The organism is Nocardia takedensis NBRC 100417, assembly GCF_000308695.1.
GTDB classification, from domain to species: Bacteria; Actinomycetota; Actinomycetes; order Mycobacteriales; family Mycobacteriaceae; genus Nocardia; species Nocardia takedensis.
This window is the reverse complement of the sequence record NZ_BAGG01000009.1, coordinates 129,923-153,821: the sequence shown is the minus strand read 5'-3', so window position 1 is coordinate 153,821 and position 23,899 is coordinate 129,923. Positions and strand designations below refer to the sequence as shown.

The following is a 23,899-nucleotide window of genomic DNA, read 5'->3' as shown; positions in this document are numbered from 1 at the left end:
AGCAACCCCGTGGCGCCATCCGTCGGCGAGCGCGACCTTGCCACCTTCGACCTCGAACATGCGTCCGGTGACGCCGACGGACTGCGGGCTGCCCAACCACACGACCAGCGGCGAGATGTTCTCCGGCGCCATGGCGTCGAAGGAGTCCGCGCCCGGTGCGGCCATCATCTCGGCGAAGACGGTCTCGGTCATGCGGGTGCGCGCGGAGGGGGCGATGGCGTTCACGGTGACCCCGTAGCGACCGAATTCGGCTGCGGCGGTGAGGGTCAGGCCCGCGATGCCCGCTTTGGCGGCGCCGTAGTTGCTCTGGCCAACGCTGCCCTGCAAGCCCGCGCCGGAACTGGTGTTGATGACGCGCGCGTCGACCGGTCGTCCGGCTTTGCTCTCCCCGCGCCAGTATTCGGCGGCGTGCCGCATGGTGACGAAGTGGCCTTTGAGGTGGACGCGGATGACGGCGTCCCATTCGTCCTCGCCGAGGTTGACCAGCATCCGGTCGCGGACGAAGCCGGCATTGTTGACCAGCACGTCGAGCCCGCCGAAGGTGTCGACGGCCTGTCGGACGAGGTTGCGGCCGCCTTCCCAGTCGGCGACGTCGTCGCCGTTGGCGACGGCTTGTCCGCCGAGGGCTTCGATCTCGGCGACGACCTGCTGGGCGGGGGTCTCGGTGGTGGCGGCGCCGTCCAGGGCCGAGCCGATGTCGTTGACGACGACCTTCGCGCCCGCGGCGGCGAAGGCGAGCGCGTGCGCGCGGCCGATGCCGCGACCCGCACCGGTGACGATCACGGTGCGCCCGGCGCAGATCAACTCGTCCATACCTGTTGTCCTCTTTCGTATCCGGTTGGTGCTCAGGCGTTCTCGCGCGCGACGTGACCGTTGCCGTGTTCGGCGGTCGCGGCGTCGAGGAAGGCGGGGCGTTCGCCGCCGCCGTGCACGAGCAGGGTCGCGCCGCTGACGTAGGCGGCCAGCGGCGAGCTGAGGAAGACCGCGCACCGGCCGATGTCCTCGGGGGTGGCCATGCGGCCCAGCGGGATGGTGGTGCTGACCGCGTCGATGCCGTCGTTGTCGCCGTAGTGCAGTTCGGCGAGTTCGGTGCGGACCATGCCGACGACGAGCGAGTTGATCCGCACTCGCGGCGCCCATTCGACAGCGAGAGTCCTGGTGAGGCTGTCCATTCCGGCTTTGGCCGCGCCGTAGGCGGCGGTGCCGGGCGAGGGGCGTACCCCGCTGACGCTGGAGATCATGACTATCGATCCGCCGTCGGGTTGATCCTTCATCACCGCGTAGGCGGCCTGGGAGACCAGCAGCGGGGCGAGCAGGTTGAGTTCGACGATCTTGGCGTGGAAGTTGCGACTGGCGGTGGCGGCCTCGGCGTACGGGGCGCCGCCGGCGTTGTTGACCAGGTGGTCCAGGCGGCCGTGCCGGGCCTTGACGGTTTCGATGAGTTCGGTGACCGAATCGGGGTCGCGCACGTCGCAGGGCAGGTATTCGATCTCCCGACCGCCCGCGGTGACGGGGGCGTCGGCGGGGCGGCGCGCGCAGGCCACCACGGTCGCTCCCGCTTCGAGGAATACCCGGCTCACGCCCGCGCCGACGCCGCGCACGCCGCCGGTGACGAGGACTACGCGTCCGGCCAGATCGATTTCGAGTGCCACCGTGCTAACCTACCAAGCAACTGCTTGCTTTGCCATAGCCGGCCTCGTCATCGCGAAGGACACTCGATGGGGATCAACCGCCATACCGACTCACCCGGCATCACCGTGGTCACCGTCGACTATCCGCCGGTCAACGCCATCCCGACCGACGGATGGTTCGCCATCGCGGACGCGGTGCGCGCGGCGGGTCGCGATCCCGAGACCAGAGTGGTGGTGCTGCGCGCCGAGAACCGCGGCTTCAACGCGGGCGTCGACATCAAGGAGATCCAGAGCAAGCCCGGCCACCAGGCCCTCATCGACGCCAACCACGGCTGCTTCGAGGCGTTCGGCGCCGTCTACGACTGCCCGGTGCCGGTCATCGCCGCCGTGCAGGGTTTCTGCCTGGGCGGCGGGATCGGCCTGGTCGGCAACGCCGACGTGGTCATCGCCGCCGACGACGCCACCTTCGGCCTGCCCGAGGTCGACCGCGGCGCGCTCGGCGCGGCCACCCACCTGGCCCGCCTGGTCCCCCAGCACCTGATGCGCGCGCTGTTCTACACCGCGAGCACCATCACCGCCCAGCAGTTGCATCACCACGGCTCGGTCTACCGGGTGGTCCCGCGCGCCGACCTCGACGCCGCCGCCCTCGAGGTCGCCGCGAACATCGCCGCCAAGGACGGCCGGGTGCTGCGCGCGGCCAAGCGGGCGCTCAACGGCATCGACGTCCAGGACGTGCACCGCAGCTACCGATACGAGCAGGGCTTCACCTTCGAGCTCAATCTGGCCGGTGTCGCCGACGAGATCCGCGCGCGCTTCGATGACGATCTCGCCGCGCGCAAGAACGGGAAGTAGGGGAAACAGCATGCGGGACAAGCGGATGTCGCTCGACGAGGTCGTCGGCGAATTGCGCAGCGGGATGACCATCGGCATCGGCGGCTGGGGTTCGCGCCGCAAGCCGATGGCCCTGATCAGGGCCATCCTGCGCTCGGAGATCACCGATCTGACCGTGGTGAGCTACGGCGGCCCCGACGTCGGCCTGCTGTGTTCGGCGGGCAAGGTGCGCAAGCTCTACTACGGCTTCGTCTCCCTGGACTCGCCCCCGTTCTACGACCCCTGGTTCGCCAAGGCCCGCACCACGGGGGCGCTCATCGCGCGCGAGATGGACGAGGGCATGCTCAAATGCGGTCTGGAAGCCGCCGCCGCGCGCCTGCCGTTCCTGCCGATCCGCGCCGGAATCGGTTCCGCGGTGGTCGATTTCTGGGAAGGCGAACTGAAGACCGTCACCTCCCCGTACCCCGGCCCTGACGGCCGCGCCGAAACCCTCACCGCCATGCCCGCGTTGAACCTCGACGCCGCGCTGGTCCACCTCAACATCGGCGACAAGCACGGCAACGCCGCCTACCAGGGCGTCGACCCCTACTTCGATGACCTGTACTGCCTGGCCGCCGAACGCCGCTACGTCTCGCTGGAACGCGTGGTCGAGACCGAGGAACTGGTGAAAGCCGTACCGCTCCAGTCGTTGCTGCTCAACCGGATGATGGTCGACGGCGTCGTGGAAGCCCCGAACGGCGCGCACTTCACCCTCGCGGGCGAGGACTACCGCCGCGACGAGAAGTTCCAGCGCCACTACGTCGAGGCCGCCAAGTCCCCGGAGACCTGGCAGCAGTTCGTCGACACCTATCTTTCGGGCAGCGAACAGGACTACCAGGACGCCGTCCGCGCCTTCACCGAGGAGAGCCAGCGATGACCGACACCGTCACCCGCGCCGAGGTCTGCGCGGTCGCGTGCGCCGAGATCTTCAGCGGCGCGGGCGAGATCATGGCCTCGCCGATGTCGCCGATGACCACCCTCGGCGCGCGACTGGCCAAACTCACCACCGAACCGGATCTACTGCTCTCCGACGGTGAGGCGGTGTTCTTCGCCGACACTCCCCCGCTCGGCGGACGGTCCCCGATCGAAGGCTGGATTCCGTTCCGCCGGGTCTTCGACGTGGTCGCCTCCGGGCGGCGGCACGTCGTGATGGGCGCGAACCAGATCGACCGGTTCGGCAACCAGAACCTCTCGGCGTTCGGGCCGTTGCAGCAGCCGACGCGGCAGATGTTCGGCGTGCGCGGCGCACCGGGCAACACCGCCAATCACCCCACCAGCTACTGGGTTTCGCGCCACACCGCGCGCACCTTCGTCGACAAGGTCGACATCGTCAGCGGAATCGGTTACGACAAGGTCGATCCCGAGAATCCGGCGTTCCGCTTCTTCCACCTGCACCGCGTGGTGACCAACCTGGGCGTCTTCGACTTCGAGGGCCCCGACCACACCATGCGCGCCCGCAGCCTGCACCCCGGCGTGACCACCGAGGAAGTCGCGGCCAACACCTCCTTCGAGATCGCCGGACTCGCCGAGGCGGGCGAGACCCGACTGCCCACCGACGAGGAACTGCGGCTCATCCGCGAGGTGCTCGACCCCAAGAAGGCCCGGGAATCCGAGGTCCCCGCATGACGCCCACCCTGCGCACGCCGCTGACCGAACTGGTCGGCATCGACCATCCGGTCGTGCAGACCGGAATGGGCTGGGTGGCGGGCCCCTCGCTGGTGTCGGCCACCTCGAACGCGGGCGGACTCGGCATCCTCGCCTCGGCCACCATGACCTACGCCGAACTCGAGGCGGCGATCGCGAAGACCAAAGCGCAGACCGCGAAACCGTTCGGCGTCAACATCCGCGCCGACGCCACCGACGCGGGCGAACGCATCGACCTGCTGATCCGCGAGAAAGTGGCCGTCGCCTCGTTCGCGCTGGCCCCCAAGAAAGACCTGATCGCCAAGCTCAAGGACGCGGGCGTGGTGGTGGTGCCGTCCATCGGCGCGGCCAAGCACGCCGTCAAGGTCGCGTCGTGGGGCGCGGACGCGGTCATCGTGCAGGGCGGGGAAGGCGGCGGGCACACCGGCCCGGTCGCCACCACGCTGCTGCTGCCCTCCGTCCTGGACGCCGTCGACATTCCCGTCGTCGCGGCAGGCGGTTTCTTCGACGGCCGCGGCCTGGCCGCCGCCCTGTCCTACGGGGCCGCGGGCGTCGCCATGGGCACCCGCTTCCTGCTGACCCGGGAGAGCACCGTCCCCGACGCGGTCAAACAGGAATACCTCGCCCGTCATCTCCAGGACACCGTCGTCTCGCTCAAGGTCGACGGCATGCCGCACCGGGTGCTCAACACCGAACTGGTCGACCGACTCGAACACTCCGGTCGGTGGCGCGGACTCGGCGCCGCCATCGCCAACGCCGCCCGGTTCAAGAACATGACCGGCATGAAATGGTCCACCATCGTCCGCGACGGCCTGACCATGCGCAAACAGAAGGACCTCACCTGGTCGCAGGTGGTGATGGCCGCCAACACCCCGATGCTGCTGCGCGCCGGACTGGTCGAGGGCAACACCAAGGCAGGCGTGCTCGCCGCCGGACAGGTCACCGGCATCATCGACGACGTGCCCAGTTGCGCCGAGTTGATCGACCGCATCGTGACCGACGCCGTCGCCCGGATCGACGCGCTCGCGGCGCTGCGCGGATCGGCGAACACCGCGCCCTGACCGACAGCCGGAACAAGCCCCCGCCCGGATCTTTCCCGGCGGGGGCTTGGTGTCACCAGGCCAACGTGCCGTACTCCTCGCCGTCCGTCGCGCCCCACCGATAGCCCCACAGGATCCCGGTCGGCCCGTCGTCGGGCAGCGTCGCCAAGTGCACCACCGGCTCGGAACCCTGTGTGGCCGTGCGGAAACCGGTGTTGCCGTTCAGATCGGTCGCGCAGTAGCCGGGATTGGCGGCGTTGACCTTGATCGGCGTCTCCCACAACTCCTTGGCGTATTGCGCGGTCACCATCGTCATCGCGGTCTTGGACACCGGATAGGAGATCGCCGCCATCGGCCACATCGGCCCCTCGCGATCCATCATCAACGCGAAACTCCCGACCTCGCTCGAGACGTTCACGATCCGCGCCGACGGCGACCGCCGCAACAACGGCAGGAACGCGTTCGTCACCGCGACCGCGCCGAACACATTGGTCTCGAACACCTCACGCAACGTCTCCACCGAGGTCGAAGACGGCTTCCCGTCCCCGTCCATACCCCCGGTGATCCCGGCATTGTTGACCAGCACGTCCAATCGCCCGAACTCGGACTCGATCTCACCCGCCGCCCGCGCCACCGAATCGGCGTCGGTGACATCGAGCCGCAGGAACCGCACGTCCCCCTCCCCTGCCAGTTCCTTCACCGCTGCCGTCCCCCGCTCGACATCCCTGGCGCCGAGCAGCACCGTCATGCCAGCCCGCGCCAGCGCACGCACCGTCTCGAACCCGATCCCTTTGTTGCCCCCGGTGACCACCGCGATTCTCGTCATACCCCGAGCCTCCCGCGCCACCCCACCCCCGAGAAGGCCCACGCGAACCTGGTATCCGCGGTACCACGACGGAGGAGGGGCAGCAAGCTTCGAAAGGGCCGGTACCCGTCCTACCGTCGATAAACAGGTCGCTTACCGACGGTAGGGGCGGGTCGTATTACGTCGTGATACGCTCGATTGTGCCCGAGTTCCACTGGAACGACCAGTCAGAGGCGCACATAGCGCGGCACAACATCACACCGTCCGAGGTGGAGGAGGCGGGGTCACGTCCTTACCAACTCAGCAAGGGACGTGAGGACACGACCTTGCTGTTCGGCCAGACCTACGCAGGTCGCTACATCATGACCGTATTGACCGAAGCCTTCGACGGCCGGTGGTATGTCGTCACTGCGCGCGATATGGACAGAACCGAGCAACAGGCCTATAGGCGAAAGGCCGGAGATTATGAGCACCAACTCCGGCATCGACGCGGCTCGCGAGTACTACGAGACTCACAGCGTTGTCGACGAAATCAACAACTCCGTTCCTGGACACCCGGTCGACACATCACCTATGAGTGGTTACAGCGTGCGGTTGCCTACCGGGGTACTCAACCAGGCTCGCACGTTGGCTGCCCAGCGGGGAATGACCACTGGCGCCTGGCTGCGTGAAGCAATCGAGAAGCAGATTGCGGCCGACGATCCTGCCGAGGATGTGGGCCATGACGAGTCGCCTGCGCTCACCGTCCTGCTCGAACTGATCGACCAGCAGGAGGGCGATGTGTCGCGTGCGCAGGGTGCGCTCGTTGCAGCATTGGCTCCAGCGCTCACCGAGCTCGCTTCAGCAATTGAGCCAGTGCTCGACCTCTACAGGAAAGCGACACGTGATTGGAAGGCGACCTCTCGCCGTGACCTCGGTATCGACGCCCTGGTGACCAACGCGGGTACCCCGATTGCAGTGCATGGCTATCCGGCACTGAAGGGTACCGAGGCTGCCTCCGGATTGAAGAAGCCTGCCAAGAAGGCCGACGGTAGGACTTACGTGGTCAAGTTCAGCGGCTCTTCTGGCCGGACCAGCCTCAAGGCTCTCTCCAAAGATGCGCCCCCCGTCACCCGTCGTCGGCGCCGTAGCCGGAGTATTTGACCCCGCCCTGTTCGTCCCTTCGGTGACGATTTTGGATGCGCCACTTTTGATGGCCCGTGCTTCGCAACTTCGATCTCGACCGAACCTATCGCCGTGCGAACCTCCAGTCCGACGATTGGTCTCGCCCGATCAGAATCCCACGCATCCAGCAGCACGCTCGCGCCCCCGCGACAGGTCCGATCGAAGGTGGTATGGGCGGTACCACCTTCGATCGGGTGGGATGAGCGAGACTGGGGCGGTGGACGACCGGAGTGAATTGGCGGGGTTTCTGCGGGATCGGCGGGCTCGGTTGCGGCCCGCGGATGTGGGGTTGCCGGAGGCCGGGCCGCGCCGCACGCCCGGGTTGCGCAGGCAGGAAGTGGCGCAGTTGGCCAGGATCTCGGTGGAGTACTACGTGCGGATCGAGCAGTGCCGGGGGCCGCGGCCTTCGGCGCAGGTGCTGAACGCGCTGGCCAGGGCGCTGCTGCTGACCGCGGACGAGCGCGAGTACCTGTTGCGGATCGGCGGACATCAGCCGCCGCCCAGCGCCGGACCGGATCGCACGGTGCCGCAGTCGATTCTGACGATCCTGGGGGCGATGACCGACACCCCCGCCTACGTCGTCGACGCCACCTACGACGTGCTGGCGTGGAATCGGTCGGCGGTCCCGTTCCTCGGCGAGCTCGGCCGGGTGCCCGATTCCGAGCGCAACATGGTGCGCTGGGTGTTCCGGGTCGCTGCCGACGATCCCGCGTGGGGCAACGAGGCGACGGTGCGTTTCGCGGAATCCACGGTCGCCGACCTGCGCGCCGCCTACGCCCGCTACCCGGGTCATCCGGCATTGCGTTCGCTGGTCACCGAACTGCTCGGCACCGCACCGCGATTCGCGCGGATGTGGGCCGCCCACGACGTGCGGGTGCGGCGCGCGCACCGCAAACACATCGACCATCCCGAACTGGGTCCGCTGGATTTCGAATGCCAGGTCCTGCACGTCTCCGACACCGATCAGCGCATGATCGTCTACTGCGCGGAGCCGAATTCGCCCACGGCGCAGGTGTTCCGATCATTGTCGGCGCTGCGGTGAGAAATCCGCGGCGACGTCCCGAACGCGCCGCCGCGGACGACTCTCAGCGCTCGAGACGTTCGATGATGGTGACGTTCGCGGTGCCGCCGCCCTCGCAGATGGTCAGCAGACCGTAGCGACCCCGCACCCGCTCGAGTTCGTTCAGCAAGGTGGCGAACAGTTTCGCGCCCGTCGCGCCCAGCGGGTGACCCAGCGCGATCGCGCCGCCGTTGACGTTCACCTTCTCCGGGTCGGCGCCGGTCTCCTTCAACCAGGCCAGCACCACCGGCGCGAACGCCTCGTTGATCTCCACCACATCGATGTCCTCGATGCTCAGGCCGGTCTTCTCCAGCGCCCACTTGGTGGCGGGGATGGGGGCGGTGAGCATGAAGATCGGGTCGGCTCCGCGTGCGCTGACGTGGTGGATGCGTGCCCGCGGGGTCAGCCCGTATTCCTGGACCGCCCAGTCCGAGGCGAGCAGCGTGGCGCTCGCGCCGTCGGAGATCTGGCTGGCGACCGCCGCGGTCAGCGGGCTGCCCTCGGCCAGGGCGGGCAGCGAGGCCATCTTCTCCAGGCTGGTCTCGCGCGGACCCTGATCGATCCAGAAGTCGCCGACCGGCACGATCTCGTTGTCGAAACGGCCGTTCTTGATGGCGTCGCGGGCGCGGTCGTGGCTGCGCAGCGCCCACCGTTCCATGTCCTCGCGGGTGATTCCCCACTTCTCCGCGATCAATTGCGCGCCGCGGAACTGCGACACCTCACCGGTGCCGTAGCGGTGATCCCAGCCCTGCGCGCCCACGAACGGCGACTCGAACCCGTACTCCTTGCCCGCCAGCATCGCCGCCGAGATCGGGATCTGGCTCATGTTCTGAACACCGCCGGCCACGATCACCTCGGCGGTGCCGCTCATGATGGCCTGCGCGCCGAAATTGATGGCCTGCTGGGAGGATCCGCACTGGCGGTCCACCGTGACGCCCGGGACCTCCTCGGGGAAACCGGCGGTCAACCACATCGTGCGGCCGATATTGCCCGCCTGCGGACCGACGTTGTCGACGCAGCCGACGATCACGTCATCGACGTTCGCCGGGTCGATCGAGGTGCGGTCGAGCAGACCGCGCAGCGCCGCCGCGCCGAGGTCGGCCGGATGCGTTGCGGCCAATGCGCCGTTGCGCTTGCCGACCGGCGTGCGCACCGCGTCGACGACGTAGGCGTCGCGCAGCGGGGCGTAGGGCCGACGGGCGGAGGGTGCGGACATGGGGACTCCTCTTCGGACTAGCTCTGCGGTGCGGGCAGGGTCAGCCCGTCCAGCACGATGGTCAGATATTGCTTGGCGAGGTTCTCGACGGTGATCGCACCGCCGGGCTGATACCACCGAACCGCGACCCACACGGTGTCGCGCAGGAACCGGTAGGCCAGTTCGACATCCAGTTCCGGGCGGAAACTTCCGTCGGCGACACCGTTGCTGAGCACCCGGTGCCACAGCGCGCGGAACTCGGTGTTGTACTCGGAGATATAGGTGAACCGTTCCGAATCGCGCAGGCGCTTGGCCTCGGCCTGATAGATCGCCACCGCCGAATGGAACCGATCGAACGACCCGTAGGACGCGATCACCAACGCTTCCAACGTATCCCGCGCGCTCAACCCCTCCGCGACGATCTCGCGGTAGCGCCCGAACAGGTCGTCGAGGAATCCGCGCAGGATCTCGTCCACCATTGATTCCTTCGAATCGAAGTGGTGGTAGAGGCTGCCGGATAATATTCCGGCCGCGTCGGCGATGTCGCGGACCGTGGTCGCGCGCAACCCCCGCTCGGCGAACAACTCGGCCGCCAGCGCCAGCAGCTCGTCGCGGCGCGTCTGTTTCGGAGAGTCCGGTGCGGTCACCCCGCCATAATACAACCAAGCGTTTGCTTGGTGCCAGAGCGCTATCCGCCCACCGTGACCGACGACGCGGCATCCCGAGCGGCCTCCACCGACAACCGACCGTCGCGCAGCAGTTCAGCAGGACTGACATCGCCCAGGAGAGGGTTGGGATCGACCCACCACCGGGCGGCGTCCCACGGTCGCGACTTCGCGTCCAGCAGGACGTTCACCTCCGCGGCCACCGGATCGATACGGCCGTTCGCGACATCCAACTGGAACGCCGGATACCGGTAACCGGTCCCCACCAGCAGCCCGAGCAACATCGCACGATCCCGTGCCGCCCGCACGGCGCTGGACCGCCTACTCGCCGTCGGGCTGGCATCGATGATCGCTCCGACTTCGGAGGCGCCGAGACACTCCAGCTGACGATAGATATGCCGATGCTCGGCAGGCAGGGGATCGGCTCGCGGCCGATAGTTCGGCGACCAGATCGCCTGCTCCCGCCAGCCGTCCGGGCAGCCGATCCGATCGGGCAGTTGCCCCACCTCGGCCAACCCGTCCTCGATCAGATCGGCGGCCTCGGTACGCCAGACGCAGTCGACGTCCAGACAACTCGTCAGATAGGCCAGGATCGCCAAGGACGGATAGACGCGGGACCGAGAACGCACGGTGCCCGCATGCGCCAGATCGGGAAACGTGCTGAGCGAACCGATCTGCTCATCCATGTTCCGGTTCCACACGCGGCCGTGATGCGCGCACGAGTTCCGCAGATGACGCAGATTGGTCATCCAATTGGTCAATGTCGTGCCCGCGCCGTCACCGTTGCCGTCGAAAACGCCCAGGTCGGCGGCGACGAGATTCTTGTGCCGCGGCTTCAGACCGGCGAGCAGCGTCACCAGATCACCGAAGGACAGCAGTTCGGTGACAACCCAGATCGGCAACGGCAGACCGTATTTGGTCTTGAAGTGGTTGACGAACTCCTCTTTCGAGCGCGCCTCGGTCCGTGCGACGTTCGCCAGCCACTGCACATGGGTGCTCTGCAACCAGTGCGCGCCGGACACGACCGGATTCTGTTCGTCGAACCTGGTGAAACCTCGATCCAGCGCCGCGGGATCCAGATGCGCGAACGGATGACCGGCACCGAGCGTGTACCCCAGTCGCACCCGCAGCGCCACCTCGACGCGCTCGATGGCGTCGAGGATGTGCAGTCGCAACCGTCGGTCGAACTCATACAGTGCGATCACGCGGCCGAAATCCGCGCCCCCGAAGTCGTCACCGACGAGCGATTCCCCGGTCGCGGGGTCTGTGGTCCGAGCACGGAAAATGTAGAAATACCCGCTCAGTCGGTAGTAGCCGATTCCGCTCAGCGCGCGCAGCGCGACCGCCTCGTCGGGGATGGACATGCCACGCGAACGCAACAGATCCACCTGTTCGACGAAGGTCTTGAACGGTTTGGCGTACGAGCTCACGACGGTCGTCCCGCGTGCGCTCGAGGACACACCGAACCACAGGTATTCATGAACGCACCTTTGCTAAGATGGCGGCACACGGCCGATCGTCCACTCCCGCACCAGGGGGGGACGGTCGGTTCTCTTTTTCGAAGAATCGCCCGCTACTCGTCCGACGCCTGTGCGGCGAGGCCACGTAGCTGACGCAGGGTCTTGCCGGATTTCACGTGGGTCCAGCCGTGCCACCCGTTGATATCCGAGCCGACCAGATCCTTCAGCGCGGGCGAAGGCTCACGATAGAGACCCTTCTCGGTCTGGATCTGACCACCCTGCGCCACGGTCGCGACCAGGAAGTCACCTCTGCGCACGCGCTCGTGGTGTAGCTCGTCGCCGACTTTCACCAGGTCGGCCTCGATCAGCGGTCTCAGCCTGCCGAAACGAACAAGCTTCGAAGTGCGAGCGGCGGTCGTAGGCCTATCAGCCGGCTCGGCCAGCAGGACGCGACGAAGTACGTCGTTGGGCTGCTCGAAACCACGCCGTAGGGCGACGAGTGCCTGATAGACCTCATCGTCCACCTCGATCTCGTGGTTCATCCCAACTCCTCTTCGACTCCAAGATTTCTAAAGAGTACGGCCTTTTGTCCACACTGTCAAAGGAAACGTCGTGCCGGAATCAGCTCCGAACTACGTGGCAGTTCAGCTGGCGCAGGCAATTCATGGTTCCGCAAGCGCAACTCGCACAACTGAAGTCACGCCCCCAGGGCGCTCACCGAAATCTCATGCCGGCGACTGAGCGTGCCTGCGCTGGGAAACTTCGAAGTATCGAGATGTCAGCGGGCGGAGTAGCGGAGGGGTGAGGAGACGGAGAGGTCGGCGAGTAGGCGGTCGCAGATCACGACCGGGGAGACACCGGCGCGCGCCATGCGGGTGACCATCGCGAGGCGGCGTTCGCAGGTGTCCCATTCGACGGTGACCGGGCCGCGGTCGGGGCCGCCGTCGACCGTCGCGAACACGCGGGGCGGGCCGTGCGGCGACGGTTCCTCGGTCAGGCCGAGGACCATGCCGCGCTGCCAGGCGTCGTAGGTGTCCATATCCGCGCCGACCACGAGTTTGTCGGTGGCCGCGCACAGGCCGGCGGCGATCTCCTCGGCGAAGGCTGTCCGGTCGAAGCGGAAGCGGCGACTGCGTTGCACCACTTCCAACAGGTCGGAGCGCACTTCCCGCATCAGGACGGCCTGACGGCGGCGACGCCGCTCGCCTTCGGTGAGGGCGGTTCGCCGAGCATCCCGAGTTCTCCACAACCCCGGTCGGTCGCCTGTGGATGAATCGGAATCCTCGACCAGGCCGCACCGCCGCAGGATCTGCCCCGCCCGCACCGCCACGACCTCGCCCGCCGCGTGATTGAGCAGTTCCGCACCGAGCGTCAACGCCGCGTGGGCGAGGCCGTGTCGCCTGCGCCGGGCCAGTGCCAGTTCGCGGATCAGTTCGACGTCGAGTTGTTCGCGGGCGCGTGGGCGATTCGTGCCCATAGCCATCGCCCCTTACGGAGTGCGGTATTCGGATTCATCCCCAGCATCGCACAACCCGGGGACGAGCGCTCCCCCTTTTTCCCTGATCAGCGGCATTTGCGCCGGTGGGGACGACTGTGGACACCCGCGCGGGACCCCCTGTGACGGCGGCGTACTGTCTACCTCGCCGCACGGGCGTTCAGTCACGTGTTCGCCGGGCCCTGCGGGACGCTTCTCCGCGGTCCCGACGGGAAGTGTCGCGAACACGACCCGAGAGGAACTCGATGAAGAAAGCCTGCGCGGCGATCACCGGCGTCATCGCCGCGACGCTCCTGTCCACCGTCCCGGCGCACGCCGACACCTGGAGCGACCAGGTCCTGACCGAGCACAACACCGCCCGCGCCGACTACGGCGCGCGGCCGCTCACCTGGGCCGCCAACCTCTACCCCGCCGCCCTGCACCACGCCCAGAACTGCCGGTACGTCGCCTCCGACGCGGCGGGCCGCTACGGCGAAAACCTCTACGTCAGTACGAATCCCGACGCGACCATCCGAGAAGCGTTGACCGCGTGGATGAACGAAGCCACCCGCTACGACCACGAAGCCCCGCGCTACTCACGCCGCACCGCGCACTTCACCCAGGTCGTGTGGAAAGCCACCACCCAGGTCACCGCCGCCGTCGCCGACTGCCCGGCAGGCACCCTGCTCCCCCAGGCGACCCGCTTCATCGTCGCCCGCTACACCCCTCCCGGCAACACCCCGGGCGCGTTCCCCCAGAACGTCGGACGCCCCCTCGCCTGACCCGGTGAGGTGTCGCCCGCCGAAAGCGACACCTCACCACCGAATCACCAACCGGGGATGGTGAATTCGATGTAGTCGGTGTCGGGGTCCGTGTTGTGCAGGGAATCGAGGGTGTAGCGGATGACGGGGGTGTCGGTGGGGTGGGGCGGGACCGCGAGGCGGATTCCCGAGTCGAGGAGGGTGCGGACTGTGTCGAGGACGTCCCCGTCGTGCGGGACGACCAGGGACACGCCGAGTCCGAGGTCGATGCGGACCCCTTCCCCGACCGAACTCAGGATCAGCGCGAGTCCGGTGCCCGCGCGGGAGAGCGCGGTCAGCACGCCCGAGTCCGCGTCGAAGAGGAAGCGCCCGACGGTGCCGTACTCCTGCGCCAACCGAGCGTGCAGGTCCGGCATGAGCTGCCCCGAGTCGGTCACGATGCCTCCCGATCTGTGCGACGGATGAACCGCCCGCGATCATAGGCCCCGCCCCGACCGGGCCCGTCGCGTCGGCGATACGAGAGGGTCCGCCCGCAGGTGAAAGGACCTACGCGCGTTGGCTGCTGATGGAGACCACTTCGCCGGTGAGGTAGGTGGTGTAGTCGCTGGCGAGCATGGCTATGGTGGCGGCTACTTCCCAGGGTTCGGCGGCGCGGCCGAAGGCTTCGCGTTCGGAGAGGCGGTCGAGCAGATCGCTGGAACTGACCTTGTCGAGGAAGGCGTGGCGGGCGATGCTGGGGGCGACGGCGTTGACGCGGACGCCGAGGTCGGCGGCTTCGACGGCGCTGCATCGGGTCAGGGCCATGACGCCGGCTTTGGCGGCGGCGTAGTGGGCTTGGCCGTGTTGGGCGCGCCAGCCCAGGACGCTGGCGTTGTTGACGACGACGCCGCCGTGGCCCGCTTCGCGGAAGTAGCGCAGCACGGCGCGGGTGCAGCGGAAGGTGCCGTTGAGGGTGATGTCGAGGACGCGGTCCCATTGTTCGTCGGTCATGTCGACGACGGGGGTCTCACCGCCGAGACCTGCGTTGTTGACCATGACGTCGATGCGGCCGAGCGCGGCGGCCGCGCCCTGGATCAGGGCGTCGACCTGTTCGGTGGACTGCACGTCGCAGGCGATGGCGGTGACACGGCGGTCCGGAAATTCGCCTTTGAGTTCGATCTCGGTTTCGGCGAGGCGGCGTTCGTGCCAGTCGGAGACGACGACGTCGGCGCCTTCGGCGAGCAGGCGGCGCGCGGTGGCCGAGCCGATGCCGGTGCCCGCGGCGGCGGTGACGACGGCGACGCGTCCGGTGAGCAGTCCGTGGCCGGGGGTGGGTTGCGGCGCGACGGACAGCGGCCCGGTCACGGCCTGGCCTCGCGGGGAAGGCCGAGCACCCGCTCGGAGATGATGTTGCGCTGCACTTCGTTCGAACCTCCGTAGATCGTGTCGGCGCGGGTGAACAGCCACAGCCGCTGCCATTCGTTCAGGTCGTCGGCGTCGTCGGCGATCAGGCCCGCCGGGCCGAGGACGGCCATGGCGAGTTCGCCGAGGCCGCGATGCCAGTTGGCCCACAGCAGTTTGGCGACCGAGGCTTGGCCGCCGTCGTCGGCGCCGGTGCCTTCCATAGTGCGCAGGGCGTGGGCGCGCAGGACGCGCAATCCGACCCAGGCGCGGTCGATGCGGTCGGCGACGAGGGGGTCGTCGGCGGCGCCGTTGCGACGGGCGAGGGCTTCGATGTCGGCTAGTTCGCGGGCGAAGCGGATCTGCTGACCGAGGGTGGACACGCCGCGTTCGAAGGTGAGGGTGCCCATGGCGACGCGCCAACCGTCGCCGGGTTCGCCGACGACGAGGTCGGCGGCGGTGCGGGCGTCGTCGAAGAACACCTCGTTGAATTCGGAGGTGCCGGTGAGCTGGATGATCGGGCGCACCTGGATGCCGGGCTGGTTCATGGGAACGAGCAGGTAGGACAGGCCCTTGTGGCGGGTCGAACCCTTCTCGGTGCGGGCGACGACGAAGCACCAGTCGGCGACGTGGGCCAGTGAGGTCCAGATCTTCTGGCCGTTGACCGACCATTCGTCGCCGTCGAGGTGGGCGGCGGTGCTGACGGCGGCGAGGTCGGAGCCCGCGCCGGGTTCGGAGTAGCCCTGGCACCACAGTTCGCTGACGTCGCGGATGCCGGGCAGGAACCGGTCCTTCTGGGCCTGGGTGCCGAAGGCGAGCACGGTGGGGCCGAGTAGTTCTTCGCCGACGTGGGAGACGCGCGCGGGGGCGTTCGCTTTGGCGTATTCCTCGTGGAAGATCACCTGTTGGCGCACGGTGGCGGCGCGTCCGCCGTATTCGGTGGGCCAGCCGAGGCAGGTCCAGCCCGCGGCGGCGAGGCGCCGGTCCCAGGCGAGGCGTTCCTCGAAGGCTTCGTGTTCGCGGCCGGGTCCGCCGAGTCCGCGCAGGTCGCGGAACTCGCCGTTCAGGTTGTCGGCCAACCATTCGCGTACTTCGGCGGAAAACCGCCCGTCCGCGGCGGCGGTGTCGGAATCTGAGGTCTGGATCGCAACCACGACGGTAGGATAACCTACCAAGCACTTGCTTTGTTAGATTGTCGCCCGATCGTCCTCCGAGGCGATCGACAGAACGACCGGTGAGGACATCCGTGACGACCCCAGCGCAGACGACACCGAAGGCACTGCACGACGCCGCGGCGGAATTCGGCGACGCGCCCGCCGTCGTCGACGGCGACACCACGCTGAGCTGGCGGGAGTTGCTCGACGAGGTGCGCACGGTGGCGCGGGCGCTGATCGCGCGCGGCGTCGGGCACGGCGACCGGGTCGCGATGTGGGCGCCGAACACCCACCACTGGGTCACCGCCGCGCTGGCCGCCCATTACGTCGGAGCCGCGCTGGTTCCGTTGAACACGCGGTACGTGGCCGAGGAGGCCGCCGACGTGCTGGACCGGGTCGGCGCGACCGCCCTGTTCATCACGGGCGCCTTCCTCGGGCGCGACCGTCTCGCCGAACTGCGTTCCTCCGCACCGGATCTCGCGATCCCCACCATCGTCGTCATTCCCGTGGAGGCGGGCACGTCGGTGACTTCGGAAGGCGCGGTACTGGATTGGTCGCAACTGGCCGCCGAGGCGAAGGCAGTCACCGCCGAGGAAGCCGAGCGCCGCGCGCAAGCCGTTCACCCCGACGACCTCTCCGACATCCTGTTCACCTCCGGCACCACCGGGCGCAGCAAGGGCACGCTCGTCGCGCACCGGCAGGCGCTGTCGGTGGTGCGGGCCTGGGCGGACTGCGCGACCTTGCGCGCCGAGGACAACTACCTGGTCGTCAGCCCGTTCTTCCACAACTTCGGCTACAAGGCGGGCATCCTGGCCTGCCTGGTCACCGGGGCCACGATCGTCCCGCAGGTCACCTTCGACGTGCCACAGACCATGCGCCTGGTCGCCGAACAGCGGATCACGGTGTTACCCGGCCCGCCCACCATCTACCTGACCATCCTCGACCATCCCGACCGGGGCGAATACGACCTGAACTCGCTGCGGGTCGCCACCACGGGCGCGGCGACCGTGCCGGTGGTGATGGTCGAGCGGATGCGGTCGGATCTGAAGTTCGAGGTGGTCGTGACCGCCTACGGACTGTCCGAGGCCGCGGGCTTCGGCACCATGTGCCGGGCCGAGGACGACGCCGAGACCGTCGCCACCACCTGCGGACGGCCGATCGCCGACTTCGAGTTGAAGATCGCCGACTCCGGTGAGGTGCTGCTGCGCGGACCCAACGTCATGCTCGGCTATCTAGACGACCCGGAGGCCACCGCCGAGACCATCGACGCGGACGGATGGCTGCACACCGGCGATATCGGCAGCGTCGACGCCGACGGCTACCTGAAGATCACCGACCGACTCAAGGACATGTACATCTCGGGCGGCTTCAACGTCTATCCGGCCGAGATCGAACAAGCTCTCGCCCGCCTCGACGGCGTCGCCGAATCGGCGGTCATCGGGGTGCCCGACGAGCGGATGGGCGAAGTCGGCAAGGCGTATGTGGTGCGCAAGCCGGGCGCGACGATCACCGAGGACCAGGTCATCGCGCACGCCAAGGGCGTACTGGCCAATTTCAAGGTGCCGCGTTTCGTCGAATTCCGCGACAACCTGCCCTACAGCGCCGCGGGGAAAGTGCTCAAGCGCGAATTACGTGAGGAGAAGTGATGTCGGACGAGAACGGCGTCCCGGACGAGGGTGACGTCGTCACCTACGAGACGCGCGGGCCGATCGCCGTGGTGACGTTGAACCGCCCGGATTACCGCAACGCCCAGAATTCGGTGATGACCTACGCCCTGGACGCCGCGTTCGTGCGGGCCGTCGAGGATCCGGAAGTCAAGGTCATCGTGCTGGCGGGCAACGGAAAGCATTTCAGCGCGGGCCACGATATCGGCACGCCGGGCCGCGACCACCACGTCCGCTACGAGAACAAGGCGGCGCTGTGGTGGGACCACGTCGACCGCCAGGGCGGCGACCAGCGTTTCGCCCGGGAGACCGAGGTCTACCTGCAGATGTGTCGGCGCTGGCGGGAGATCCCCAAGCCGACGATCGCGATGGTCCAGGGCGCGTGCATCGCGGGCGGCCTGATGCTGGCCTGGGTCTGCGATCTGATCGTCGCCTCCGAGGACGCGTTCTTCTCCGACCCGGTCGTGCGCATGGGCATTCCGGGTGTGGAGTATTTCGCGCACCCGTGGGTGATGGGTCCGCGGGCCGCGAAGGAATTCCTGTTCACCGGTGACCGCTTCGGTGCGGCGCAGGCCAAGGAATGGGGCATGGTCAACCGGGTGGTGCCGCGCGAGAACCTCGCCGACGAAGTGTTCGGACTGGCCGAGAAGATCGCCGCGATGCCGCAGTTCGGTCTCGCGCTGACCAAGAAAGCGGTCAACCAGGCCGAGGATCTGATGGGGATGCGCACCGGCATGGATTCGGTGTTCGGCCTGCACCATTTCGCGCACGCGCACAACGCGGAGGTGGGCGCGGATTCGCTGGGCGGGATGAACGCGAAATCGATGAAATCGACCGCGACGACGGCACAGCAGAACGGGACGACGTAGTGGATCTGGAACTGGATCAGGCGACCCGGGAATTCCAGGAGGAGGTCCGGGAATTCCTGGCCGCCAACAAACCGCGGACACCGCTGCCCTCGATGGACACCAAACCCGGTTTCGAGGCGCACCGCGACTGGGAGCGCACCCTCGCCGACGCGCGACTGTCGGTGGTGTCGTGGCAGCGCGAATACGGTGGCCGCGACGCCTCGCTGCTGGAATGGGTGCTCTTCGAGCAGGAGTACTACGCGGCGGGCGCGCCCGGTCGGGTCAGCCAGAACGGCATCTTCCTGCTCGCGCCCACCCTCTTCGAGCACGGCAGCCCCGAACAGTTGGACCGCATCATGCCGAGAATGGCGCGCGGCGACGACATCTGGGCGCAGGCGTGGTCCGAGCCCGAGGCGGGCAGCGACCTGGCGGGCAGCCGCTCCACCGCGACCCGCACCACCGGCGGTTGGCTGCTCAGCGGACAGAAGACCTGGAGTTCGCGCGCCGCGTTCGCGGACTGGGCGTTCGGGCTGTTCCGCAGTGATCCCACCGCCGAACGTCATCGCGGACTGACCTACCTGATGTTCCCGCTCACCGCGGACGGCGTCACCGTGCGGCCGATCCCGCAACTCGACGGGGAACCGGGATTCGCCGAGATCTTCCTCGACGAGGTGTTCGTGCCCGACCGGGACGTGATCGGCGAGCCCGGCGAGGGCTGGCGGGTCGCGATGAGCACTTCCAGCAACGAGCGCGGCCTGTCACTGCGCAGTCCGGGGCGGTTCAGCGCGACCGCGAGTCGGCTGATCGACCTGTGGCGCGAATCCGGCGACCCGGCCAACACCGCTCAGCGGGACGCGGTCGTGGACGCCTGGATCGGCAGTGAAGCCTACCGCCTGCACACCTTCGGCACCGTGACCAGGCTGAACGAGGGCGGCAAACTCGGCGCGGAATCCTCGATCACCAAGGTGTTCTGGTCCGAACTCGATATCGCCATGCACGAGACCGCGCTCGAGGTCCTCGGTCCGACGGCCGAACAGGCCGGGGCGTGGACCGACGGCTACCTGTTCTCGCTGTCCGGCCCGATCTACGCGGGCACCAACGAGATCCAGCGCAACATCATCGCCGAGCGGCTGCTCGGTCTACCGAGAGGGAGCAGCCGATGAGGTTCGCGCTCAGCCCCGAACACCTCGATTTCGGCGCCAGCCTGCGCAAGTCGCTCGATTCGGGTCGCACGCCCGCCGCGGTGCGGGCGTGGGCGGGCGGCGATCCGCGACCCGGTCGCGAGTTGATCGGTCGGCTCGCCGAATCCGGGGCGCTCGGTCTCGCGGTCGAGGAGAAGCACGGCGGGCTCGGTGCTGAGTCGATCGACCTGGTCGTCGCCTTCCAGGAGATCGGGCGCGCCGCCGCGCCGGGTCCGGTGGTGGAGACCGCGGCCGCGATTCCCGCACTGCTGCAAGCACTTCCCGACGACACGCTCGCCGCGCGCTGGCTGCCCGGCTTCAGCGAAGGCGCGACGCTGGGCACCCTCGGTTTCGCCGCACCCGGCCGCCCAACCGTCGCCCTGGACGCCGACACCGCCGACGTGGTGCTGCTGGTCGACGGCGACAAACTGTGCACCGCGCGTCGCACCGGGCCGGTGCGGTCGGTCGACCCCGCCCGCCGGTTGTTCCAGGTCAGCGCCGACGAAGTGCTGGTCGAAGGCGACGGGGTAGCCGACGCGGCGGCGACGGCCTTCGACATCGGCGCGCTGGCCGCGTCCGCGCAACTGCTCGGCGCGGGCCGCGCCCTGCTGCACGCCACCACCGAATACGCCAAGCAGCGCAAGCAGTTCGGCCGCCCGATCGGTGAATTCCAAGCCGTGAAACAGAAACTCGCCGATGTGCTGATCGGCCTGGATCTGGCCGAGCCGTTGGTGTTCCGCGCGGCGCTGACCACCGGCGCGAGCACCCGCGGCCGCGACGTCTCCGCCGCGCTGGTCGCCGCGGGGGACGCCGCCTACGCCGCCGCGCGCGCCGCGCTCCAGGTGCACGGCGCGATCGGCTACACCGCCGAATACGACCTGTCGCTGTGGCTGACCAAGGTGACCGCGCTGCGTTCGGCGTGGGGCACCGCCGACCTGCACCGCGCCCGGATCGCGGACTCCCTGCGGGGGACGGCATGACCCCCGTGAACGAAGACCACCGCGACCTGATCGCCTCGGTGCGGGCACTGCTCACCAAGCACGCGGGCAGCGCGGCCGTGCGGGCGGCGATGGGTTCGGAACCGGGCTACGACCCGGCGCTGTGGTCGCTGCTGTGCGAGCAGATCGGCGTCGCCGCGCTGGCGGTGCCCGAGCAATACGACGGCGTAGGGGCCGGTCTGGTCGAATCCTTGCTCGTGGTCGAGGAATTGGGCCGCACCTTGGCCGGTGTGCCGATGCTCGGCTCGGCCGTCCTCGGCGTGCAGGCCGTCCTGCTCAGCGGGGATACCGAAGCCGCCGCACGACTGCTGCCGCCGGTCGCCGAAGGAGCGGCCACCCTGGCGGTGTGCTGGGCCGGGCCGGACGGCTGGGACACCCCCGGCGTCCACGCCGACGGCGACAAGCTCACCGGCACCGCCCATTACGTCCTCGACGCCTCCACCGCCGACACCTTCGTCGTCGTCACCGAGACCGGCCTGTTCGAGGTGGACGCGAACGCGGCGGGGATCTCCCGGCGCGCCGTCGTCACCGTCGACCCGACCCGCCGCCTCACCGAGATCGGCTTCAGCGACGTGCCCGGCCGTCGACTCGGCGACCGCGATCCCGCCGACGTCACCGCGCGACTGCGCGAGATCGCGTGGGCGGCCGTCGCGGCCGAACAGATCGGCGCGGCCCGGCGCTGCCTGGACCTCACCGTCGACTACACCAAGTCGCGGGTGCAGTTCGGTCGCGCCATCGGCGGCTTCCAGGCCCTCAAACACCGCATGGCCGACATGTACGTGCTGGTGGAATCCGCCGAATCGGCCTCCGTCGCGGCCACCGCGGCCGTGGCCGAAGGCAGTCCGTCCGCCGCCGAGGACGTCTGGGCCGCCCGCCTGCACTGCTCCGAGGCGTTCACCACGGTCGTCTCCGAGATGGTCCAACTCCACGGCGGCATCGCCATCACCTGGGAACACGACGCCCACCTGTTCTTCAAACGAGCCCACGGCGACGCCCAATTGTTCGGCACCCCCCACCGCCCGTTGGCCCCCACCGCCTGACCACCGACGCGAAGCCCCGGCCATCTACAGCATGGTCGGGGCTTCGTGTTTTCGCTGGTCACGGCATCTATGGACATAGATAGTTAGCCTATGTAATAATATCTGGGTGCAGCGTGCCCTGGTGACCACAGCGGACAGCGTCGTCGATCTGTTGGTCACCGCGGGCAGGCTCACCCGGTTGGCCGGAACCATCGGTGGGGATGATCTGCCGCGGGCGGTGTTGCGGGCGCTGTCGGAACTGGACGAGCACGGGTCGATGCGGATCAGCGAGTTCGCCCGGATCGACCGGTGTTCGCAGCCCGCGGCGACGGCGCTGATCGCTCGACTCGTCGCGGAGGGATACGCCTCGCGGCACAAGGACCCCGAGGATTCCCGGGCGGTCCTGGTCGAACTCACCGAGGCGGGCCGTGATCGGCTCCGGCGCGCGCGCCGCCACTACGGCGAGATCCTGGCGAGTCGGCTGACCGACATCGAACCGGAACGTCTGCGCCGAATGGAATCGGAGCTGAGTGACCTGCTCGACGCGCTGAAGAACACCGGACCGCGTCCGGAGCAGGACGTAGAACACGATGCGAGTAAGAGGTGACCGCATGACCACAACCGCGCCCGCCCCGGAGGCGACAGGGACGACGGGGACGACGACATCGATACTGCACCAGCCCAAAGCGGTGTGGGCGGTCGCGTTCGCCAGCGTCATCGCTTTCATGGGCATCGGTCTCGTCGACCCGATCCTGAAGCCGATCGGCGAACAACTGCACGCGACGCCCTCGCAGGTCTCGCTGCTGTTCACCAGTTACATGCTGGTGACGGGTGTGGCCATGCTGGTGACCGGCGTCGTGTCCAGCCGTTTCGGTGCGAAGAAGACGCTGCTCACGGGCCTGACCATCATCATCGTGTTCGCCGCGCTGGCGGGGATGTCCGACACCGTCGCGCAGATCGTCGGGTTCCGCGCGGGCTGGGGGCTGGGCAACGCGCTGTTCATCGCGACCGCGCTGGCCACCATCGTCGGCGCGTCCACCGGCGGCGTCGCCCGCGCCATCATCCTCTACGAGGCCGCGCTGGGCATCGGCATCGCGACCGGTCCGCTGGTCGGCGGCGTGCTGGGCGGCATCAGTTGGCGCGGACCGTTCTTCGGCGTGTCGGTGCTGATGGCGATCGCGCTGGTCGCGCTGGTGGTGTTGCTGCCGGAGGGGCCCAAACCCACCCACCGCACGTCACTGGCCGCGCCGTTCCGCGCGCTGCGCCACCGCAGCCTGCTCACCGTCAGCCTGACCGCGCTGCTCTACAACTTCGGCTTCTTCACCCTGCTCGCCTACACCCCGTTCCCGCTGGACATGGGCACCTACGCGATCGGCTTCATCTTCTGCGGCTGGGGCATCCTGCTCGCGGTGGCCTCGGTGTTCTTCGCCCCGCACCTGCAACGGCGCTTCGGCACCCTGCCGATGATGGCGCTGGCACTGGGTCTGTTCGCGCTGGACCTGGCCGTGATGGCGATGTTCGCCGAGCACAAGCCGGTGCTGATCGTCGGCACCGTGCTGGCGGGCCTGTTCCTGGGTGTGAACAACACGCTGATCACCGAGGCCGTGATGATCTCGGCGCCGGTCGAGCGCTCCACCGCCTCGGCCGCCTACAGCTTCGTGCGGTTCGCGGGCGGCGCGGCGGCCCCGTACTTGGCGGGCAAGCTCGGTGAACACAACATCGGCCTGCCGTTCTGGGTCGGCGCGGCGTGCACGGCGGCGGCGGTGCTGGTGCTGTTCACCGGACGCGCGGCGCTTGCCCACATCGACGAGCACGAACCCGCCCCGCACAGCGTGGACGAGGCGCGGGCGATCACCGTCGGCGACTGAGCGCGAAATCCCGGGACC

25 protein-coding genes are annotated in these 23,899 nt (G+C 68.4%); 14 read left to right on the top strand and 11 right to left on the bottom strand.

Annotated elements, in window-relative coordinates; translation table 11 throughout:
• The coding region (locus ON30_RS02690; protein ID WP_040703861.1) for an SDR family oxidoreductase at window positions 1-813 on the bottom strand (813 nt) is incomplete at its 3' end.
• 32 nt (window positions 814-845) lie between these two features.
• Window positions 846-1,652 carry an SDR family oxidoreductase gene (locus tag ON30_RS02685; protein WP_040703860.1) on the bottom strand — a complete coding sequence of 269 codons (807 nt, stop codon included), beginning with the start codon at window positions 1,650-1,652 and terminating at the stop codon, window positions 846-848.
• A gap of 66 nt (window positions 1,653-1,718) precedes the next feature.
• On the opposite strand from ON30_RS02685, the gene ON30_RS02680 reads away from it, so the two are divergent.
• From ON30_RS02680 to ON30_RS02665, 4 genes are read left to right on the top strand one after another with little or no spacing between them, the layout of a single operon-like run.
• Window positions 1,719-2,483, top strand: a complete 765-nt coding sequence (locus ON30_RS02680) for an enoyl-CoA hydratase family protein (RefSeq protein ID WP_040703859.1) — start codon at window positions 1,719-1,721, stop codon at window positions 2,481-2,483.
• A gap of 10 nt (window positions 2,484-2,493) precedes the next feature.
• Window positions 2,494-3,378: a CoA transferase subunit A gene (locus ON30_RS02675; RefSeq protein WP_218006225.1), complete on the top strand. Its 885-nt coding sequence runs from the start codon at window positions 2,494-2,496 to the stop codon at window positions 3,376-3,378.
• Window positions 3,375-4,127, top strand: a complete 753-nt coding sequence (locus tag ON30_RS02670) for a CoA-transferase subunit beta (RefSeq protein WP_040703858.1) — start codon at window positions 3,375-3,377, stop codon at window positions 4,125-4,127. The genes ON30_RS02675 and ON30_RS02670 overlap by 4 nt, the downstream gene beginning before the upstream one ends.
• Window positions 4,124-5,206, top strand: coding sequence for an NAD(P)H-dependent flavin oxidoreductase (locus tag ON30_RS02665; protein WP_040703857.1), 1,083 nt, complete (start codon window positions 4,124-4,126; stop codon window positions 5,204-5,206). Before ON30_RS02670 ends, ON30_RS02665 begins: the two co-directional genes overlap by 4 nt.
• A gap of 52 nt (window positions 5,207-5,258) precedes the next feature.
• Here the strand turns inward: ON30_RS02665 and ON30_RS02660 are convergent, their stop codons facing one another.
• Window positions 5,259-6,011: an SDR family oxidoreductase gene (locus ON30_RS02660; RefSeq protein ID WP_040703856.1), complete on the bottom strand. Its 753-nt coding sequence runs from the start codon at window positions 6,009-6,011 to the stop codon at window positions 5,259-5,261.
• 444 nt (window positions 6,012-6,455) lie between these two features.
• Between ON30_RS02660 and ON30_RS38735 the strand changes: the two genes are divergently transcribed.
• Both ON30_RS38735 and ON30_RS02655 read left to right on the top strand, forming a co-directional pair.
• The gene (locus ON30_RS38735) at window positions 6,456-7,133 is read left to right on the top strand and encodes a YlcI/YnfO family protein (RefSeq protein WP_157183583.1); all 678 of its coding nucleotides are present in this window, start codon (window positions 6,456-6,458) and stop codon (window positions 7,131-7,133) included.
• A 220-nt stretch (window positions 7,134-7,353) separates the two neighbouring features.
• On the top strand, window positions 7,354-8,196 hold the full coding sequence (locus ON30_RS02655) for an MmyB family transcriptional regulator (protein WP_040703854.1): 843 nt from the start codon (window positions 7,354-7,356) through the stop codon (window positions 8,194-8,196).
• A gap of 43 nt (window positions 8,197-8,239) precedes the next feature.
• On the opposite strand, the gene ON30_RS02650 is transcribed toward ON30_RS02655, so the two are convergent.
• From ON30_RS02650 to ON30_RS02630, 5 genes are all read right to left on the bottom strand, one after another.
• Window positions 8,240-9,394 carry an acetyl-CoA C-acetyltransferase gene (locus tag ON30_RS02650; RefSeq protein WP_040703914.1) on the bottom strand — a complete coding sequence of 385 codons (1,155 nt, stop codon included), beginning with the start codon at window positions 9,392-9,394 and terminating at the stop codon, window positions 8,240-8,242.
• Window positions 9,395-9,447: 53 nt separating this feature from the next.
• Entirely contained in the window at window positions 9,448-10,056 is a 609-nt protein-coding gene (locus tag ON30_RS02645; RefSeq protein ID WP_040703852.1) for a TetR/AcrR family transcriptional regulator, read from the bottom strand.
• A gap of 41 nt (window positions 10,057-10,097) precedes the next feature.
• Complete coding sequence (locus tag ON30_RS35855; protein ID WP_051028864.1) at window positions 10,098-11,504, bottom strand: Abi family protein; 1,407 nt, start codon at window positions 11,502-11,504, stop codon at window positions 10,098-10,100.
• 143 nt (window positions 11,505-11,647) lie between these two features.
• Complete coding sequence (locus tag ON30_RS02635; RefSeq protein ID WP_040703850.1) at window positions 11,648-12,076, bottom strand: restriction system modified-DNA reader domain-containing protein; 429 nt, start codon at window positions 12,074-12,076, stop codon at window positions 11,648-11,650.
• 236 nt (window positions 12,077-12,312) lie between these two features.
• On the bottom strand, window positions 12,313-13,011 hold the full coding sequence (locus ON30_RS02630) for a hypothetical protein (RefSeq protein ID WP_083911093.1): 699 nt from the start codon (window positions 13,009-13,011) through the stop codon (window positions 12,313-12,315).
• A 263-nt stretch (window positions 13,012-13,274) separates the two neighbouring features.
• Here ON30_RS02630 and ON30_RS02625 point away from each other — a divergent pair, with 263 nt between their 5' ends.
• Window positions 13,275-13,790: a CAP domain-containing protein gene (locus ON30_RS02625; protein ID WP_040703845.1), complete on the top strand. Its 516-nt coding sequence runs from the start codon at window positions 13,275-13,277 to the stop codon at window positions 13,788-13,790.
• 44 nt (window positions 13,791-13,834) lie between these two features.
• Here ON30_RS02625 and ON30_RS02620 read toward each other — a convergent pair whose 3' ends face one another.
• The 3 genes from ON30_RS02620 to ON30_RS02610 all read right to left on the bottom strand — a co-directional run bounded on the left by ON30_RS02620 (window position 13,835) and on the right by ON30_RS02610 (window position 16,303).
• Entirely contained in the window at window positions 13,835-14,206 is a 372-nt protein-coding gene (locus tag ON30_RS02620; RefSeq protein WP_157183582.1) for a hypothetical protein, read from the bottom strand.
• 109 nt (window positions 14,207-14,315) lie between these two features.
• Window positions 14,316-15,113: an SDR family oxidoreductase gene (locus ON30_RS02615; protein WP_040703841.1), complete on the bottom strand. Its 798-nt coding sequence runs from the start codon at window positions 15,111-15,113 to the stop codon at window positions 14,316-14,318.
• Window positions 15,110-16,303: an acyl-CoA dehydrogenase family protein gene (locus ON30_RS02610; RefSeq protein ID WP_040703839.1), complete on the bottom strand. Its 1,194-nt coding sequence runs from the start codon at window positions 16,301-16,303 to the stop codon at window positions 15,110-15,112. The genes ON30_RS02615 and ON30_RS02610 overlap by 4 nt, the downstream gene beginning before the upstream one ends.
• A 92-nt stretch (window positions 16,304-16,395) precedes the next feature.
• Here ON30_RS02610 and ON30_RS02605 point away from each other — a divergent pair, with 92 nt between their 5' ends.
• From ON30_RS02605 to ON30_RS02575, 7 genes are all read left to right on the top strand, one after another.
• Window positions 16,396-17,949 carry a FadD3 family acyl-CoA ligase gene (locus ON30_RS02605; RefSeq protein ID WP_040703837.1) on the top strand — a complete coding sequence of 518 codons (1,554 nt, stop codon included), beginning with the start codon at window positions 16,396-16,398 and terminating at the stop codon, window positions 17,947-17,949.
• Entirely contained in the window at window positions 17,949-18,836 is an 888-nt protein-coding gene (locus ON30_RS02600) for an enoyl-CoA hydratase (protein WP_040703836.1), read from the top strand. Before ON30_RS02605 ends, ON30_RS02600 begins: the two co-directional genes overlap by 1 nt.
• Window positions 18,836-19,978, top strand: coding sequence for an acyl-CoA dehydrogenase family protein (locus ON30_RS02595; protein ID WP_040703834.1), 1,143 nt, complete (start codon window positions 18,836-18,838; stop codon window positions 19,976-19,978). The genes ON30_RS02600 and ON30_RS02595 overlap by 1 nt, the downstream gene beginning before the upstream one ends.
• The gene (locus ON30_RS02590; protein ID WP_040703833.1) at window positions 19,975-20,976 is read left to right on the top strand and encodes an acyl-CoA dehydrogenase family protein; all 1,002 of its coding nucleotides are present in this window, start codon (window positions 19,975-19,977) and stop codon (window positions 20,974-20,976) included. The genes ON30_RS02595 and ON30_RS02590 overlap by 4 nt, the downstream gene beginning before the upstream one ends.
• Complete coding sequence (locus ON30_RS02585; RefSeq protein ID WP_040703832.1) at window positions 20,973-22,034, top strand: acyl-CoA dehydrogenase family protein; 1,062 nt, start codon at window positions 20,973-20,975, stop codon at window positions 22,032-22,034. Before ON30_RS02590 ends, ON30_RS02585 begins: the two co-directional genes overlap by 4 nt.
• A gap of 121 nt (window positions 22,035-22,155) precedes the next feature.
• On the top strand, window positions 22,156-22,620 hold the full coding sequence (locus ON30_RS02580) for a MarR family winged helix-turn-helix transcriptional regulator (protein ID WP_245553909.1): 465 nt from the start codon (window positions 22,156-22,158) through the stop codon (window positions 22,618-22,620).
• 4 nt (window positions 22,621-22,624) lie between these two features.
• The gene (locus ON30_RS02575) at window positions 22,625-23,881 is read left to right on the top strand and encodes an MFS transporter (protein WP_040703829.1); all 1,257 of its coding nucleotides are present in this window, start codon (window positions 22,625-22,627) and stop codon (window positions 23,879-23,881) included.
• The last annotated feature ends 18 nt before the right edge of the window (window positions 23,882-23,899 follow it).